Genomic DNA, 14,459 nt, shown 5'->3' on the forward strand with positions numbered 1-14,459 from the left:
AGCATAAGCACATTAAGGCTTACGCACCTTCAAAAATCTTAATTGTCTCGCCCTTAGCAAGCTTTACGGTTGCCTTTTTCCAAGATGAAGTTTTACCTTCCTTGTAGCGGAGACGCTTAGTCTTTCCTCGAACATTAACAACAGTACAATCGGTAACTTTTACATTGAACAATCTTCGTACTGCTTCCTTTATCTGAATCTTGGTAGCCTTAGGCGCTACTTTGAAAACATATTTACCCTGCTCGCGAAGTTCTGTGCTTTTTTCCGTAAGAACAGGCGCGATAAGTATATCATTGTATTCCATTATTATTCGGCCTCCTTACATCCGTAAAATTCAGAAAGATTTTTTGCGGCAGATTCAAGCATGATAACTTTTCGGCCGTAGAATAAATCGTGAGCTCGAAGGCGGTTATATGCCAAGAATGAAAGATGCGGAATATTGCGTCCTGCTCTTTTTACCAAAGAATCATCATCCTTTAGAATAATAACAGCGCGCTCGCCCTTTGCAAAGTTATTTAAAATCTTTACAAGGTCGCGGGTTTTTCCGCTTTCTACCGTAAAATCTTCTACAACCACTAACCTGTCGTTTTGAGCTTTAAGGCTCAAAATTGACTTCATAGCCAATCTTTTTGCTTTTTTAGGCATAGAATAGCTGAAATCTCTAGGTTTAGGTCCAAAAATAGTTCCTCCTCCGACTAAAAGAGGGGATTTTTTATCACCGCGTCTTGCACGTCCTGTACCTTTTTGGCTGTAAGGCTTGGAATTTGAACCGTGAACCTCAGCTCTGCCCTTTGTACAAGCCGTTCCGACTCGTTTATTGGCTAGTTCATTATTGATGGCGTAGTAAATAACATCATCATTTACGGGAAGACCGAACACCTTGTCATCAAGATTAATTGTCCTCAATTCTTTACCATCGACTGAATAGACTTTCTTTTCCATGTCTTCTACCGTCCTTATTTAGCCCGCTTTACTGCGGATTTTAAGAATACAGTTGCATCCTTTTTACCCGGAACAGAACCGCGAACCATTATAACACCCAATTCAGGATCAATCTTTACGATTTGCAAATTTTGAACGGTAACCTTGTCAAAACCCATTCTTCCGGGCATTGTCGTATTTTTAAAAGAACGACCCGGAGTTGTACAGTGTCCCGTCGAACCTGCTTCACGGTGGAACTTAGAACCATGGCTTGCTCTACCGCCCCCATAGCCCCATCGCTTCATAACACCCTGAAAACCTTTACCTTTTGAAATTGCCGTAATGTCTAAATACGAAACTTTTTCAAAAGCCTCTACACCGAGCTTATCACCTACTGCGACTTCTTTGTCAAAATCACGGAATTCCTTTAAAAGTTTTAAAGGCTTGATGTCTCCGCTGAACTGTCCTGCATAGGGTTTGCTGGTGTGCTTTTCTTTGAGCTCACCCAAACCGAGCACTACTGAAGAGTATCCGAACTTTTCCTTGTCTTTTAGTGCAACAACGGTATTGGGTTCTACCTGAATAACCGTAACCGGCATAAGGTGACCGACTTCATTGAAGATTTGGGTCATGCCGATTTTTTTTCCAATCAGTCCAATCATTTAAATTCTCCTAAGGTACGCACCCCTGATTAAAGGCCGTCTACCATTGATTTGATTAAATCTTATTGTTTAATTTCTACATCAACACCGGCTGAAAGCTCCAATGCCAATAAAGCATTCATAACTTCTGCCGAAGGTTCGATAATATCGATTAACCTTTTGTGCGTTCGCATTTCAAACTGCTCACGTGACTTTTTATTTACGTGAGGCGAGCGAAGCACTGTAAACTTGTTAATCCGAGTGGGAAGCGGAATAGGACCGCAAACCTTTGCGCCTGCTTTTTGAACAGCCTGTACAATGGCCTTTGAACTCTGATCAACCAACTCTACATCGAATCCGCGAAGCTTTACGCGAATCTTTTCCTTTGTCATCATTTCCTCCGAAGAGATGCAAACGGCACTTACAAAAAGAGCAAGCGCCGTTTTTTGCATCATTTATTCGATAATGTTAGTTACCTGACCCGAAGCAATAGTTCGTCCGCCTTCGCGAATAGCGAGTTTAAGACCTTGATCCATAGCTATGGGGTGAATAAGTTCACCGAGAATCTTTGTATTATCGCCGGGCTTAACCATGTCTGTTCCTTCAGGAAGGTTTACAGTTCCGGTAATGTCGGTAGTTCTGAAATAGAACTGAGGTCTGTAACCTGAGAAGAAAGGACTGTGTCGTCCGCCTTCTTCTTTTGAAAGAACATAAATCTGAGCTTCAAATTTGGTATGAGGATGAATTGAACCGGGTTTGGCAAGAACCTGTCCGCGTTCAACTTCTTTCTTTTCAATACCTCTCAAGAGAAGACCTACGTTGTCTCCCGCTTCACCTTCATCAAGAAGCTTGTTGAACATTTCGATACCGGTAACAACGGTTTTCTTTGTGGGCTTAATACCTACAATTTCAACTTCTTCGTTCATCTTGATAACACCGCGTTCGATTCTTCCCGTAACAACGGTACCGCGTCCCTGAATTGTGAAGATATCTTCAATAGGAAGAAGGAAGGGCTTATCCGAATCGCGGACGGGATCCTTGAAGTAACTGTCCATTGTCTGGAGCAATTCTTCGATGCAAGCCGTATCTTCAGCAGTTGCACCCTCCTGAAGAGCTTTAAAAGCAGAACCTTTGATAATGGGAGTCTCCTCAGGGAAACCGTAAGATGCCAAAGTTTCTCTAACTTCTTCTTCTACCAATTCTATAAGGTCGGGATCATCAACAAGGTCAACCTTATTAAGGAAGACGATGATTGAAGGTACACCTACCTGACGGGCAAGAAGCAAGTGCTCTTTTGTTTGAGGCATAACCGAGTCCGGAGCGGAAACAACGAGAATACCGCCGTCCATCTGGGCAGCACCTGTGATCATGTTTTTAACATAGTCAGCGTGGCCGGGGCAGTCGATGTGTGCATAGTGTCTCTTATCGGACTGATATTCCAAGTGTCGGGTATTGATAGTAATACCGCGCTCTTTTTCTTCCGGAGCATTGTCGATCTCGTCATATTTTAGAAGCTTATCACCATACTTCTTTGCACAATACGTAGTGATCGCTGCCGAAAGAGTGGTCTTACCATGGTCAACGTGACCGATGGTACCAACATTCATGTGAACTTTCGTTCTGTTAAATTTTTCCTTTGCCATGAGATCCTCCTAAAAGACGTAGGCAAGTCTAATATTTCCCGCATTAAAAATGACGAGATTAAAAAGTTAACCGGTCTTTCGTAACCGAAAAACAAGCTTAACAAAGAAATAAACCGGAGAAACATAAGACAGTAATTAAAATCAGATAAGATTTAAGCATTTTCTTTATTTTTTAAAGAAAAACGCTTTTTATCCACCGCCCATAGGTTTTCGGACAGCATTTGGACCCACCTGATCACCTGTAAACCGTAACTCCGATGACTGGTTTGGCATCCTGCGAAGTTTTAAAGATTTCTTTCCTCATTTGCTTAAATAAGGACGGCATCCGCCTGCCAAAAAGGCTTTACGGCAATGCAAAACTTCTAAAGAATACCGATCTAAAGCCCTTTTAGGCCTTAAATCATAATTTCAACACGAGCGTACTTTATACCATAAAGAATAAAAAATGTCAATAGGAAAATTTGTTTTTGTCAAAAAAAGAGCGGCGAACCTAAAAAGTGCGCCGCCCTAATTACCCGTATTAACGTTTAATAAGGATATTCTACATAGAACCAATCCAAGTCAACATTAGCGGGAGGGGTACCGATAGGGTGAGCGACGAGATTGCAGCCCTTTGTCTGCCCCCATGCATTGCCTTTTGACTTTGCATCGGCGGGAGTGTCGTCGTCCTCATGGCTGTCGTTCGTTGCAGCATCGTTGGGACTTCTTGCCGCATCGTCGATATCTACACCGTTAGGACTGAGGGGTGTCCTGCCGATTTTTAAGGCATAGTTGCCGCCTTTGAATACGCCCCCGTCCATAAATCCGGTAATCAGCACATAGTATTTTGCGCCTGTCTCAGCCTCAAAATAGGTGGTATCAAGCTCATATTGGTCATAATTCACAATGGGCGTAGGATTGGAGCCAAGATCCAAATCACCGCTCGCATCCGCTTTAAAAACCATAATTTTAGTATCGGTTTTATCGTTACCGCCGTTATAGTGCTTATTCGGCACGGTCGAAACCCATACGATTTTTTTGTTAAACTGCAAGGTAATAGTTTTATTGGCGTCTATCGCCGTAAAGGTTTCTGTTTTTAAATCACCTAAAAAGGCACCGTAAACGGAATAGCTTCTGCCTTTTATTAGGCCCTTAAAGGTGATAGGAGTATTTCCAAGCCCCGCAACATAGGCTAAGGGAGCGTGTGTTACCTCATCAACGAGAGTAATCTTACAGGGGATATCTTCAGCCCCTCCTCCGTCATCGTTTGTAACCTTAACCTGCACTTCCTTTTCAGTGTAAAGACCGTTTTCGGGAGGAATATTACCGTCCTTTATAGCCTTTGCAGCCTTATATACGTTTACTCGGCCGTGCCCCAATCTGTCGGTAAAGCCTGTTGCCCCATCAACTTTATCCGCAGTTTTTTCAAGCAGAGCCTTAATTTGATATGGAGTCAAATCATGGGCTCCAGTGAAGGAAAGAAGATAGGCGATTGTACCTGTTACAAAGGGGGTTGCCATTGAAGTCCCGCTCATCGTTTCGTAGTCGTCCTCGCCGTATATGCCGCAGGATTTAATACCGTCGCCGGGAGCCGAAACGCTTATCCATGCACCGGAATTGCTGAAATGCACTTTTTTGTCTTTACCGTTGGTAGCTCCAACCGCCAATACGCCCGGGAAAGCTGCAGGATAAGCTGCCGTATAACGGCCTTCGTTACCCATCGCAATTACCGGGAGTATATTGTGTTTTACTGCATTGGTTAAAACCGCAAATGCAAATTCGGTTCCGTAAGAACCGCCCAAGCTCATGTTTACGGGAACCGTTTTTTGTGTAATTTGAAAATCGTCATTCTGCAAGTAAGAGGGCAACTCATTAATCTCTGCCGGAGTTCTGCTTGCCTTAGGCTTGCGCAAAATCGTAACTATTTTCGTAAGGTCAAGCATTGCGCCGTAAACAGACCAATTCCTACCGCTGCCTTCAACTCCCAGCGATTGATATGAAATGAGTTTTGTGTTTTTCCATGCAACGCCTGCAATGCCGGTGTCGTTATTGCCGCGTGCGGCGATAGTGCCCGAACAGTGGGTACCGTGCGCTCCCTTATCCCAGTTTTGTCCGATAGGAATTTCGGTAAAGGAGCTTCCATCACCGATATATGTATTCCCTGTACTATCCGTAGCACAGGACTTTGCATACAGCACTATCGACTTATCGTGTTCATCTTTAAAATCTTTGTGGGCCATATTGATGCCGGTATCGATGATGCCTGCAACAACCGTCTTATCGCCGTAGCCTATTTCCTTGTAGGCGCGCAAAGCATCGGTTATCGAAAGCCCGTAATCGGCATTATTTGCCTCAGGGTCATCCAAATAATTTCCGTCTGTCAGACCGTAAGTTCCTGCATCGAAAGGGTCTACAGGGGCATCGCTTTGATTCGGAGCCTTACTTCCGTCCGGTTCTACAACCTTATAATCGTGTTCGGCTGAAAGAACGCCCTCTATTGAAGCGGCACGCAATAGATTCTTTTTATTATTTCCTTCCTTATTAAGATACCAGTAAGTAAAACCCGTATCTGTAAGGGAAATCTTTCCTTTGACAATAAAACCTTTTTCTTCAAAAAGAGTCTTGTCAAAGCCGTCTTTTGTCTTAACGATAAAATAGCCGTCAACTATATCCTTATCATCGGGCTTATAATTTGCACCATCCGGTAATTCAACCGAAGATGAATTTCCTAATCCTCCCGTATAGCCGTCTAAAACCGTTCCATTATCCTTATTACCGATAACGGCAGTATTCATGCCGAAATTACAGGAAGAAACAATCAAAGCTATTGTAATTAAAAAGAATAATATTTTTTTCTTCATATTAAAGGCCTCCTTATTCAATTACAAAGGTAAATCTGCCGTTTATAGCGTTAGAGCCGCTAGGGCTGTTATTTCCCATTGTGCGAGATTGATTTGAATCATACATTTTAACAATCCTAAGAGCCCGGTCATCGTTCAAACCGTACGCATTATCTCCCCAGTCCTGAATATCCCACTGATAGCTTACGCCCGCTTGATATTTCATCGGGGTACCCGCAACTACGTTAAATTGTGCTATCTTTAGAAATTTATTGGTAATTGTGATAAGACCTGTGGAAGAGTTAACGGTTATAAGGTAGTTAAGGCTGTTAATACCGTAGTCGATTTGCAATGGTGTTGCGAGATGCTGTTTATATGAAAAGCGCCTAGGCTTGTTGCCCGGAGCAAACCCTATAGTATCAATCAGTAAATCGGGGCCGGTAGTAGTATTACCGCCGCCTATATCGACAGTAACACCATCAAAAACATAGCGGAATTTTGAACCGAAAAGAGCCAGACCCTGTCCGTCGAGGATCAATAGGCCTAAGTCGCACCAATCGGCTTCTTCCTTGGTCAGCAGCTTTTTATTGCTTATTGTGCACGAATATGACATGTTTGCAGCAGTAGCAACCGAAATCTTTTTACGGTTTTCGGGAGCTTTGAGGGAATAGGTAAAGGCTTCCATAACTTTGCCCGTCAATACGGGAGACTCAAGTATATCCGTTGCGGTAAACGCTTCAATTTTGTACTCGTACTCTTTACCTTCTTCAAGTTCTGAAGATGTATCAAAGCCTTGATGTCCACCCCAGCCGGGTCTTGTTTCGGTTTTAGGCCTATCGTAGTGAGTTCTGCTTACAGGTTTAAACTCGCCGCTGCCCTTTTCCCTACGTAATAAATTGAAGCCCATAATAGGAACTGGAGCGTTCGGAGGAGCATTGTCTACAACGCTGAAGACGAAGGCTGCCATATATGAAGAATTATGCCCTTCAATGGGGTTTAAAGCCTGCGGCATCACTTCGTGTCCGCTGTCTAACTGCACAAGTCCCTGTCCGGGTTCGGTTGAGAATGTATTGTTTGTAAAGGGAACCCTTTCCATTATCACAAAAGCCCTTCCAAATATAGCATTCGAAAGGGGAGCTGCAGCAGGGGTTTTATTGAAACTTACGGGAATGTGTTTTTCGACTCTGTTGTTTGCAACGTCGTAGCCTACTATTATAAACTCGGTATTGCCGTCAGGCATTGCCGCATGTTCTATATCAAAAACGTATTCCGATGTAAAAACACCGTCACCGGGAGTATTATCGGGACTGTACACCCCGTAAATACCTGCGTAACTCGTCGGCATCATACCGATACCGAGTTTTGCACCGAAACCGTTCCAAGCAACATCTTCCACCGCACCCACTTTGGAAGAAAATTCGACATATATTTTTTTTACCGCGTTATTAATGACATGAGCATCGTTTATAACCGCGCCGGATGCATTTTCAATTGTTACCTTGTCGATATGGGGGGGGGGTAACATCTCTTGTTATTTGCCCGTGTTCAAATTGGAGCATCATAAGGCTCTTATCCCCATTAAGTCCGCCTTCAGGTACATAATAATCCTGCAGCATCGAGCCGGCCCATTTTCCTTTTTCACCTAAAAGAACAAAGTTATACTTCTTTTTGGGGCTCACCATTGCAGTAACTTTCCCATTCCTTACGGAAAGTTGATGAGTAACCTGTTTGCCGCTAGCAGAATCAAAAACTACCAGCTTTGTTCCATCCACTATAGTGCCGCTTACCGAATCCGAAACGGTGATTTCAACACTCACGGCATCAGCCGGAATGGGATACGGATCCTTTTCGGATTCACTTGCCGACTTTTGCTGTGGACAAGAACCGAATAAAAACACCAATAAAAGGATACACCATAACGCCGCAGCGTTCCATCTTTTTTTTGACATATTCGTCCTCCTATATATTTATTTAATTATAGATTTTAAAAATCTAATTTACCGTTTTTAACATCTCCATTGATTTCAACAAAAATTACTGTATCCGGTTCGGCATCTACCGAAACTACCACATAAGGATAGGTAAAAGCCTGCGTAACCATATCCTTAGGCCCGGGACTTTTTACCTCAAAAACTATGTTAATAACCTTCCCTGTCTTTATTGCAGAAACGGGCACAATGGAATATCCGCCCGTATTAAAAGGTCCTGCGGCACCAATAACAACCGCTTTTTTTGAAAAATCTATCACCGGTGCTTTTAAAGAATTTCCATACAGAACGGAATAAAGAGTCTGCAAATCTTCTTGGCTTTTGACAATAGATGGTAAACCGGTTTTAAAATTATTCCCTTGAATCAAAATTTCATAAACATACTGCATAGACTCCGGCAGCGGACTACTCAAAATTTCAGGATTTTTAAAAGAAGAACCGAGATTCCCGCCCGCCTCTTTATCAGGCACAGAAGGAACTTCATCATCAGGTTGTTTATTAAGTGTTTTACACCCTAAAAAATTTACACAACAGATAAATAATAAAATCACACAGCATCTCATACTATTTAAGTATATCATATTAATTGGATTTAGCAAGACTTATTTTTATAAATTTTGTAAATTTTCGAAAAAAAACACTACCTTGACATTAATTTACAAAAGTTTTAGAATTATTTCACAAATTTCAAACCATACAAGCGTCGAAATTCGGCTTAAAGCCGTAAAATCAACACAATATTTTTGGGGGAAGTATGAAAAAGATTTTTTTTCGCTCAATGCTGCTATTATTGGCAGTTTCGGTTTTTTTAGGATGCAGTCCTAAGGAAGATCAATCACAAAATTCGGGCAAAGCAATGTCCAAAATGGAAGGAGACCATTATCCTGTAACAATTACTACATATAACTATGCGGGAGAACCTGTAGACCTTACATTTGAAAAAGCTCCGGAAAAGGTTGCAGCCTTTTACCAAAGCCCTATCGAAACAATGCTCGCTCTCGGTCTTTCCGATAAGCTTATTCTTGCAGTCGGGCTTGATGATCCGGTTAAAGACGAATTTAAAGAAGCTTTCAGCAAGGTGGATTACCGCGACAAGCGTCCTGAGAAAGAAGAAATTATCGACATGGAACCGGATTTTATTTTTGCATGGACATCATTATTCGGTGAAAAGCGTTATGGAGATGTAAAATTCTGGCATGATAGAGGTACAAAAACCTACATTTGGCAAAACTCAGGCTTAAAAAAAGAAGATGCTCTCGAAAACGAATATCAGGATATTCTAAATATAGGTAAAATTTTCAATGTAGAAGACAAGGCTCAAGAAATTGTCGATAAGATGAAAACTGAAATTGCCGCAGCAAAAAAACACGTCGAAGGCAAAACAAAGGTAAAGGCCATAATAATTGAAGTAGAAAAAGAAGGCCAGTACCGTGTTTATGGGGAAAGGACTATCGGCGGGCAAATTGCAATGCAGGTCGGTGCCGATCTTGTAGGTAAGGATAAAAAAGGAATAGGCAAGGAAGAACTAATCGAGCTTAATCCCGATGTTATCTTTACGGTTTACTTCGGCGACTATATTGAAAAAGACCAATCTATAGAAATGCTCACAAAAGATAATGCTTTACAAAGCATAGCAGCACTTCAAAACAAAAAAGTTTTTCCGATTAATTTAAGTGAAGTTTATGCCAGCGGCATAAGAACCTATGACGGAATAAAGACAATTATCTCAGGTTTATATCCTGACCTATAATATGCAAAACAATAAAAACAAGGTGCTGAAAATAGTTTTTCTATCTTCAGCACTTCTTTTTCTTTTGGCGGGACTTTTAATTTCCATAGTTCTATCGGTAGGATTCGGAGCAGTACGCATAGCTCCCGCCGAAATCTTAAAAATCGCTCAATTTAAAATCTTAGGTGCCGGAAGCCTTGAAGGAATTAAAAAGTCGGCTATCGACATAGTTTGGATTGTCCGTATGCCTAGGATACTTTTAGCCTGTCTTACCGGAATGGGCTTAGCCGTAACCGGAGTTGTCATGCAGGCAATAGTACAAAACTCATTGGCAGACCCTTACATATTGGGCATTTCATCGGGAGCTTCTCTCGGGGCAACCCTTGCAATCGCTTTGGGCGTGGGTGCAAAACTGGGGCCTAATTATGTAGGCTTGTGTGCCTGCTTTTCCGCCTTTGGAACAGCCTTAATCGTAATAAATGCCGCCAACATAAAAGGCAGAGCCAATTCCGCAAAATTACTGATGGCAGGTATTGCCATAAGCACGATTTTTTCAGCCTTTTCTTCATTTATAGTTTTTACTACAAAAAACAGGGAAGCTATAAGAAGCATTACCTTTTGGCTTATGGGAGGCTTCGGCGGAGCAAAATGGGAAAACCTCGGACTCCTTGCCGGAGTTATATTTTTAGGAATCTTCTTTTTTATGACGCAATACCGCACCCTTAACCTGATGCTCCTCGGCGACAGCGTATCAATTACATTAGGAAAGGACTTGCATATTTACCGCCAAGTCTATCTTTTGATATGTTCCGCCATTGTAGGTTTTTTAGTATACAACGCAGGCATAATCGGCTTTATAGGCTTAATAATTCCGCATATTTCAAGGATATTTTGGGGAACAAATCATAAAAACATAATTCCGTCATCCGTATTAATAGGAGCCATAATTCTTATATGGGCAGACGTACTGGCACGCTCCGTTTCCAGCCTAGGTGAAATACCCGTAGGGGTTGTAATCTCGCTTATAGGTTCTCCGGTATTTTTATATTTATTGATAAATAAAGAATACGGGTTTGGAGGTAAAGCATAATGGTTCTCGACATCAGCTCTCTTTCATTTAACTTCGGAAGCAAAAATATTTTAGCCGATATAGACCTTTCAATTAAAGATAACGGAATTGTAGGCATAATCGGTCCCAACGGTTCGGGAAAAAGCACCCTGCTTAAATGTATATACCGAGTCCTTAAGCCCAAAACCGGTACCATATTTATTGACGGCAAAAACATAAATGACTACCAGTTTAAAGAAACGGCAAAAAAGATGGCTGTAGTTGCCCAGCATAATGACACTCATTTTGACTTTAACGTACTTGAGATGGTTTTAATCGGCCGCTCGCCTCATAAAAAATTTATGGAGAGGGATTCTGCCGAGGATATTGAACTGGCGTACAAGGCTCTTGAACAAGTGAATATGAAAGATTTTTCCGATCGCAATTTTTCAAGCCTGTCAGGTGGAGAAAAGCAAAGAATTATTTTAGCCCGTGCCTTAGTGCAAAACACGGATTGTTTAATCCTCGACGAGCCTACAAACCATCTGGACATAAAACATCAGCTGCACTTTATGAGCCTTGCAAAAGATTTAAAAATAACCGTTATATCGGCAATCCATGATTTAAATATAGCTGCAATGTATTGCAATAAAATATATGCTTTAAAAGAAGGACAAATTATCGCCGCAGGCAGTGTAAATGAGGTTATCACAGAAGAAGTAATTAAAACCTTATATGATGTGGAGGCTAAAATCATTTATGACGAAGAAAAAAAGCCCCATGTAATATTTAAAAACATTTAACCGGCTTTTATCTTTTAGCCAATCCTATACACTTTTTTTTATGAATATGATAAACTGGCATCCTTATTTCACATAAAAGGAGACTTTATGCGCGCTTTTTTTAAGCTCTCTCCGGTTTTATTGCTTGCAGGCTTGATGATGATTTCAAACATAGAATCATTTTCAACTGCCTTGGGATTTAAGCTGGACATTTTAATCATAGCCCCCATAGCCGTAATCTATGCTTCCATTGTCGCTATGATAACCGAAAAATTCAAATTCAACGATATTTTAAACTCTGCCGTAGACAATGTTAAGGAAATGCAGTTGGTATTTTTTATACTTATGTTTGCCTATGCGATGGCCGATGCCTTTATGTCTACAGGAGTCGGAGCCTCGATTATAACTTTAAGCCTAAACATAGGCATTTCCGCCAGAACAGTAGCCCTTGTTGCCTTTTTGGTTTCCTCAGTATTGTCGGTTGCTACGGGAACCTCCTGGGGAACCTTTGCAGCCTGTGCTCCTATCTTTTTGTGGATGACCCATATTTTAAGCGGAAACATGGTTTTAAGCATTGCGGCTATTGCAGGCGGCTCATGTTTCGGCGATAACCTCGGTCTTATTTCGGACACAACGGTCGTAAGCTCAGGTATTCACAGGGTTGAAGTTACCCACCGTATGAGAAATCAGGGACTTTGGTCTCTAATGTGTTTGGTGCTGGCCGGAGCCTTATTTTTAATTGCAGGCTTGAGCCTCCCGGGAGATGCCGTAAGTCCGCAAAAAGCCATCGAGGCTATTCCCCAAGATGTTTGGGCAAAATTGGCTGAAGAAAAGCCGGTCGCAGTAGACCTCCTCCATCAAGTACAAAACGGAGTTCCGGTTTACATGGTAATTCCGCTCATTCTGGTTATAGGGATTGCCTTAAAAGGCTACTCTACCCTCCTTTGCCTTGGAGCAGGTATAGTTTCATGTTTTATCTTAGGCCGCTTTGCAGGAACGGTTTCAGGCCTTCTTGCCTTTTTTGACATAGTGTATAACGGCTTTGTCGGTGCCGGTTCATGGGTTATCATAATGATGATGTGGGTCGCAGCCTTCGGCGGAATCATGTCGAAAATGGATGCCTTTAGACCTCTATCAAACCTTGCCGTAAAACTTTCCCGAAACGTAAGACAGCTGATGTTCTGGAACGGTATAATCTCACTATTAGGAAATGCAGCCCTCGCCGACGAGATGGCTCAAATAGTTACCGTCGGCCCGATTATAAGAGACATCACGGAAGAAAACGTAGAAGGCGATGAAAAGGATCTTTATTCTTTAAAATTGAGGAACGCAACCTTCTCCTCAGCCCTCGGCATCTTCGGTTCCCAGCTGATTCCTTGGCATGTTTATTTAAGCTTTTTTATAGGCATTGCAGGCACAGTTTATCCTCTTTATCAATTCAGTCAGACACAGATAATAAAGTACAACTTTATGGCCCATATCTCGGTTATAACCATTCTGTTATTTACCCTGTTCGGTATCGACAGAATCTTCCCCAAATTCGGCATCGCAAGCGAACCGAAAGTAAGGTTGAAGAAAAAATAAAAGCAAACAAAAAGCTGCACTGAGGGTAAACAGAGTGCAGCTTTTTAAATTTTAAAAAACTATTTTTTATCAATAGAGGTCATGGCAGCTCGAACGAGTTCCGCATTTTCACCATACCGTTTTTTTATTATGGGTACTACTACATCATAGTTATCATGTTTTTTTACATCAACAATTTCATACTCCATACCGCCCTTCCTCTTATACTCCAAGTGCCCCAAATAATAATACTTAAAATCGGGCTGCACTTTTATCTTTACAGCAAAAGGTAAAAAGAACCTAAAAGCAGTCCCTTTAAAAAAGTTATATGTGCAAAAATTTAAAACTATCTCACCGGACCTGGGAACGGGAACTTTTATTGAAATAATTTCCTCAACATCTGCTACAACAGTAGGTTTATCAAGTTTATCGTCTCCTTCACAATATAAGGATATTGAATCACCGGGATCATTGCTGACAGGTCTGCCGGTCTCATTGATTATTAAATCAGACATGGGCATTGAGGGAATACTCAGATACTCCTTAAAAAACTCTCTGTTAACCGAAGGTCTAATCTCCACCGAAAAAACCAAAACGACCTCATTTCTTCCTGGTTTGGAATAATTTTGTGCAAAAGCAGCACAACTCAACAAAAAAATAAATATTATACTAATTGCTTTTTTCATTTTGAAGCTCCTCAATTCTTTTCTCTATAACGGTTTCCCAAGAAGTACCTTTGTAATATGCTTTAATACCCTCTAAAGCAGAAAGTTCATTTTTAGCAGAATCCTTTTCCATATCTTTTTTATATCCCGATTTTGTGCGGATATAAGAACCTATGTATTGCAGCCCCGGCTTTTTACATGAAAACCACAGAGTACTTGATTCGGGCCAGCCTAAAAACGGCCAAAACTGATAGACTGTTGTGTGGGTATAATTTCCATAAAACCTCATTATAGAATATCTTGAAAACATAAGTCTCAAATTTACTCCGGGCTCCATCGGATAAAAGGACATAACCGAACCTTGAAAATAAATAGGTAAAAAGATTAACGGCTCTTTTTCAGGATTCATCTGAATATACTCCTGATAATCTTTAGCGGTATTATTAACCGGTAAATGCAATGGAGCATCTTCAACATCCATATGACCGAACATCAATGTATGAGTTTCAGGCGGTCCGAATTCTTTTTTGTTCAACGTCTTTCCATTAACATAGCCGCCGATACTGGAGCATGAAGAAAAGAGAACCAAGGATAAAGTTAGCAACAAAAAAATATATTTTTTGTTTAGTTTAAATTTTATCATAAATACCTCCGTAAAAT

General features: G+C 41.3%; 14 protein-coding genes and 1 pseudogene. 5 read left to right on the forward strand and 10 right to left on the reverse strand.

All coding sequences use genetic code 11. From position 1 onward, the window contains the following. Positions 1–19: 19 nt before the first annotated feature. From E4N80_RS09060 to tuf, 5 genes are all read right to left on the reverse strand, one after another. The gene (locus E4N80_RS09060; RefSeq protein WP_002672216.1) at positions 20–304 is read right to left on the reverse strand and encodes a 50S ribosomal protein L23; all 285 of its coding nucleotides are present in this window, start codon (positions 302–304) and stop codon (positions 20–22) included. A 2-nt stretch (positions 305–306) separates the two neighbouring features. Further along, the gene (gene rplD, locus E4N80_RS09065) at positions 307–942 is read right to left on the reverse strand and encodes a 50S ribosomal protein L4 (protein ID WP_002677140.1); all 636 of its coding nucleotides are present in this window, start codon (positions 940–942) and stop codon (positions 307–309) included. Positions 943–956: 14 nt separating this feature from the next. Beyond that, positions 957–1,583 (reverse strand): 50S ribosomal protein L3, encoded by a 627-nt coding sequence (gene rplC / locus E4N80_RS09070; RefSeq protein ID WP_002669995.1) that lies wholly within the window; start codon positions 1,581–1,583, stop codon positions 957–959. 62 nt (positions 1,584–1,645) lie between these two features. Further along, on the reverse strand, positions 1,646–1,954 hold the full coding sequence (rpsJ, locus tag E4N80_RS09075; protein ID WP_002669994.1) for a 30S ribosomal protein S10: 309 nt from the start codon (positions 1,952–1,954) through the stop codon (positions 1,646–1,648). A 63-nt stretch (positions 1,955–2,017) separates the two neighbouring features. Further along, the gene (tuf, locus tag E4N80_RS09080) at positions 2,018–3,205 is read right to left on the reverse strand and encodes an elongation factor Tu (protein WP_253688542.1); all 1,188 of its coding nucleotides are present in this window, start codon (positions 3,203–3,205) and stop codon (positions 2,018–2,020) included. A 257-nt stretch (positions 3,206–3,462) separates the two neighbouring features. On the opposite strand from tuf, the gene E4N80_RS12920 reads away from it, so the two are divergent. After that, positions 3,463–3,597, forward strand: a complete 135-nt coding sequence (locus tag E4N80_RS12920) for a hypothetical protein (RefSeq protein WP_301338662.1) — start codon at positions 3,463–3,465, stop codon at positions 3,595–3,597. 135 nt (positions 3,598–3,732) lie between these two features. Here the strand turns inward: E4N80_RS12920 and prtP are convergent, their stop codons facing one another. The 3 genes and pseudogenes from prtP to prcB all read right to left on the reverse strand — a co-directional run bounded on the left by prtP (position 3,733) and on the right by prcB (position 8,563). Then, positions 3,733–6,045 carry a dentilisin complex serine proteinase subunit PrtP gene (gene prtP / locus E4N80_RS09085; RefSeq protein ID WP_253698931.1) on the reverse strand — a complete coding sequence of 771 codons (2,313 nt, stop codon included), beginning with the start codon at positions 6,043–6,045 and terminating at the stop codon, positions 3,733–3,735. Between the two features lie 13 nt (positions 6,046–6,058). After that, a pseudogene (gene prcA, locus E4N80_RS09090) lies at positions 6,059–7,973 on the reverse strand (dentilisin complex subunit PrcA). Between the two features lie 35 nt (positions 7,974–8,008). Next, positions 8,009–8,563, reverse strand: a complete 555-nt coding sequence (gene prcB, locus E4N80_RS09095) for a dentilisin complex subunit PrcB (protein ID WP_253698932.1) — start codon at positions 8,561–8,563, stop codon at positions 8,009–8,011. A gap of 203 nt (positions 8,564–8,766) precedes the next feature. Here prcB and E4N80_RS09100 point away from each other — a divergent pair, with 203 nt between their 5' ends. From E4N80_RS09100 to E4N80_RS09115, 4 genes are all read left to right on the forward strand, one after another. Then, positions 8,767–9,762 (forward strand): ABC transporter substrate-binding protein, encoded by a 996-nt coding sequence (locus E4N80_RS09100; protein WP_253698933.1) that lies wholly within the window; start codon positions 8,767–8,769, stop codon positions 9,760–9,762. Position 9,763: 1 nt separating this feature from the next. Beyond that, on the forward strand, positions 9,764–10,831 hold the full coding sequence (locus E4N80_RS09105; protein ID WP_002669987.1) for a FecCD family ABC transporter permease: 1,068 nt from the start codon (positions 9,764–9,766) through the stop codon (positions 10,829–10,831). Then, entirely contained in the window at positions 10,831–11,592 is a 762-nt protein-coding gene (locus tag E4N80_RS09110; protein WP_253698934.1) for an ABC transporter ATP-binding protein, read from the forward strand. The genes E4N80_RS09105 and E4N80_RS09110 overlap by 1 nt, the downstream gene beginning before the upstream one ends. Positions 11,593–11,679: 87 nt before the next feature. Beyond that, positions 11,680–13,155 (forward strand): Na+/H+ antiporter NhaC family protein, encoded by a 1,476-nt coding sequence (locus E4N80_RS09115; protein WP_253698935.1) that lies wholly within the window; start codon positions 11,680–11,682, stop codon positions 13,153–13,155. Between the two features lie 59 nt (positions 13,156–13,214). On the opposite strand, the gene E4N80_RS09120 is transcribed toward E4N80_RS09115, so the two are convergent. After that, positions 13,215–13,820: a hypothetical protein gene (locus tag E4N80_RS09120; RefSeq protein WP_253698936.1), complete on the reverse strand. Its 606-nt coding sequence runs from the start codon at positions 13,818–13,820 to the stop codon at positions 13,215–13,217. Next, on the reverse strand, positions 13,804–14,442 hold the full coding sequence (locus E4N80_RS09125; protein WP_010694733.1) for a hypothetical protein: 639 nt from the start codon (positions 14,440–14,442) through the stop codon (positions 13,804–13,806). The genes E4N80_RS09120 and E4N80_RS09125 overlap by 17 nt, the downstream gene beginning before the upstream one ends. Between the last annotated feature and the right edge of the window lie 17 nt (positions 14,443–14,459).

Origin of the sequence: Treponema denticola (assembly GCF_024181605.1) — a bacterium.
Classification (GTDB): Bacteria; Spirochaetota; Spirochaetia; order Treponematales; family Treponemataceae; genus Treponema_B; species Treponema_B denticola_B.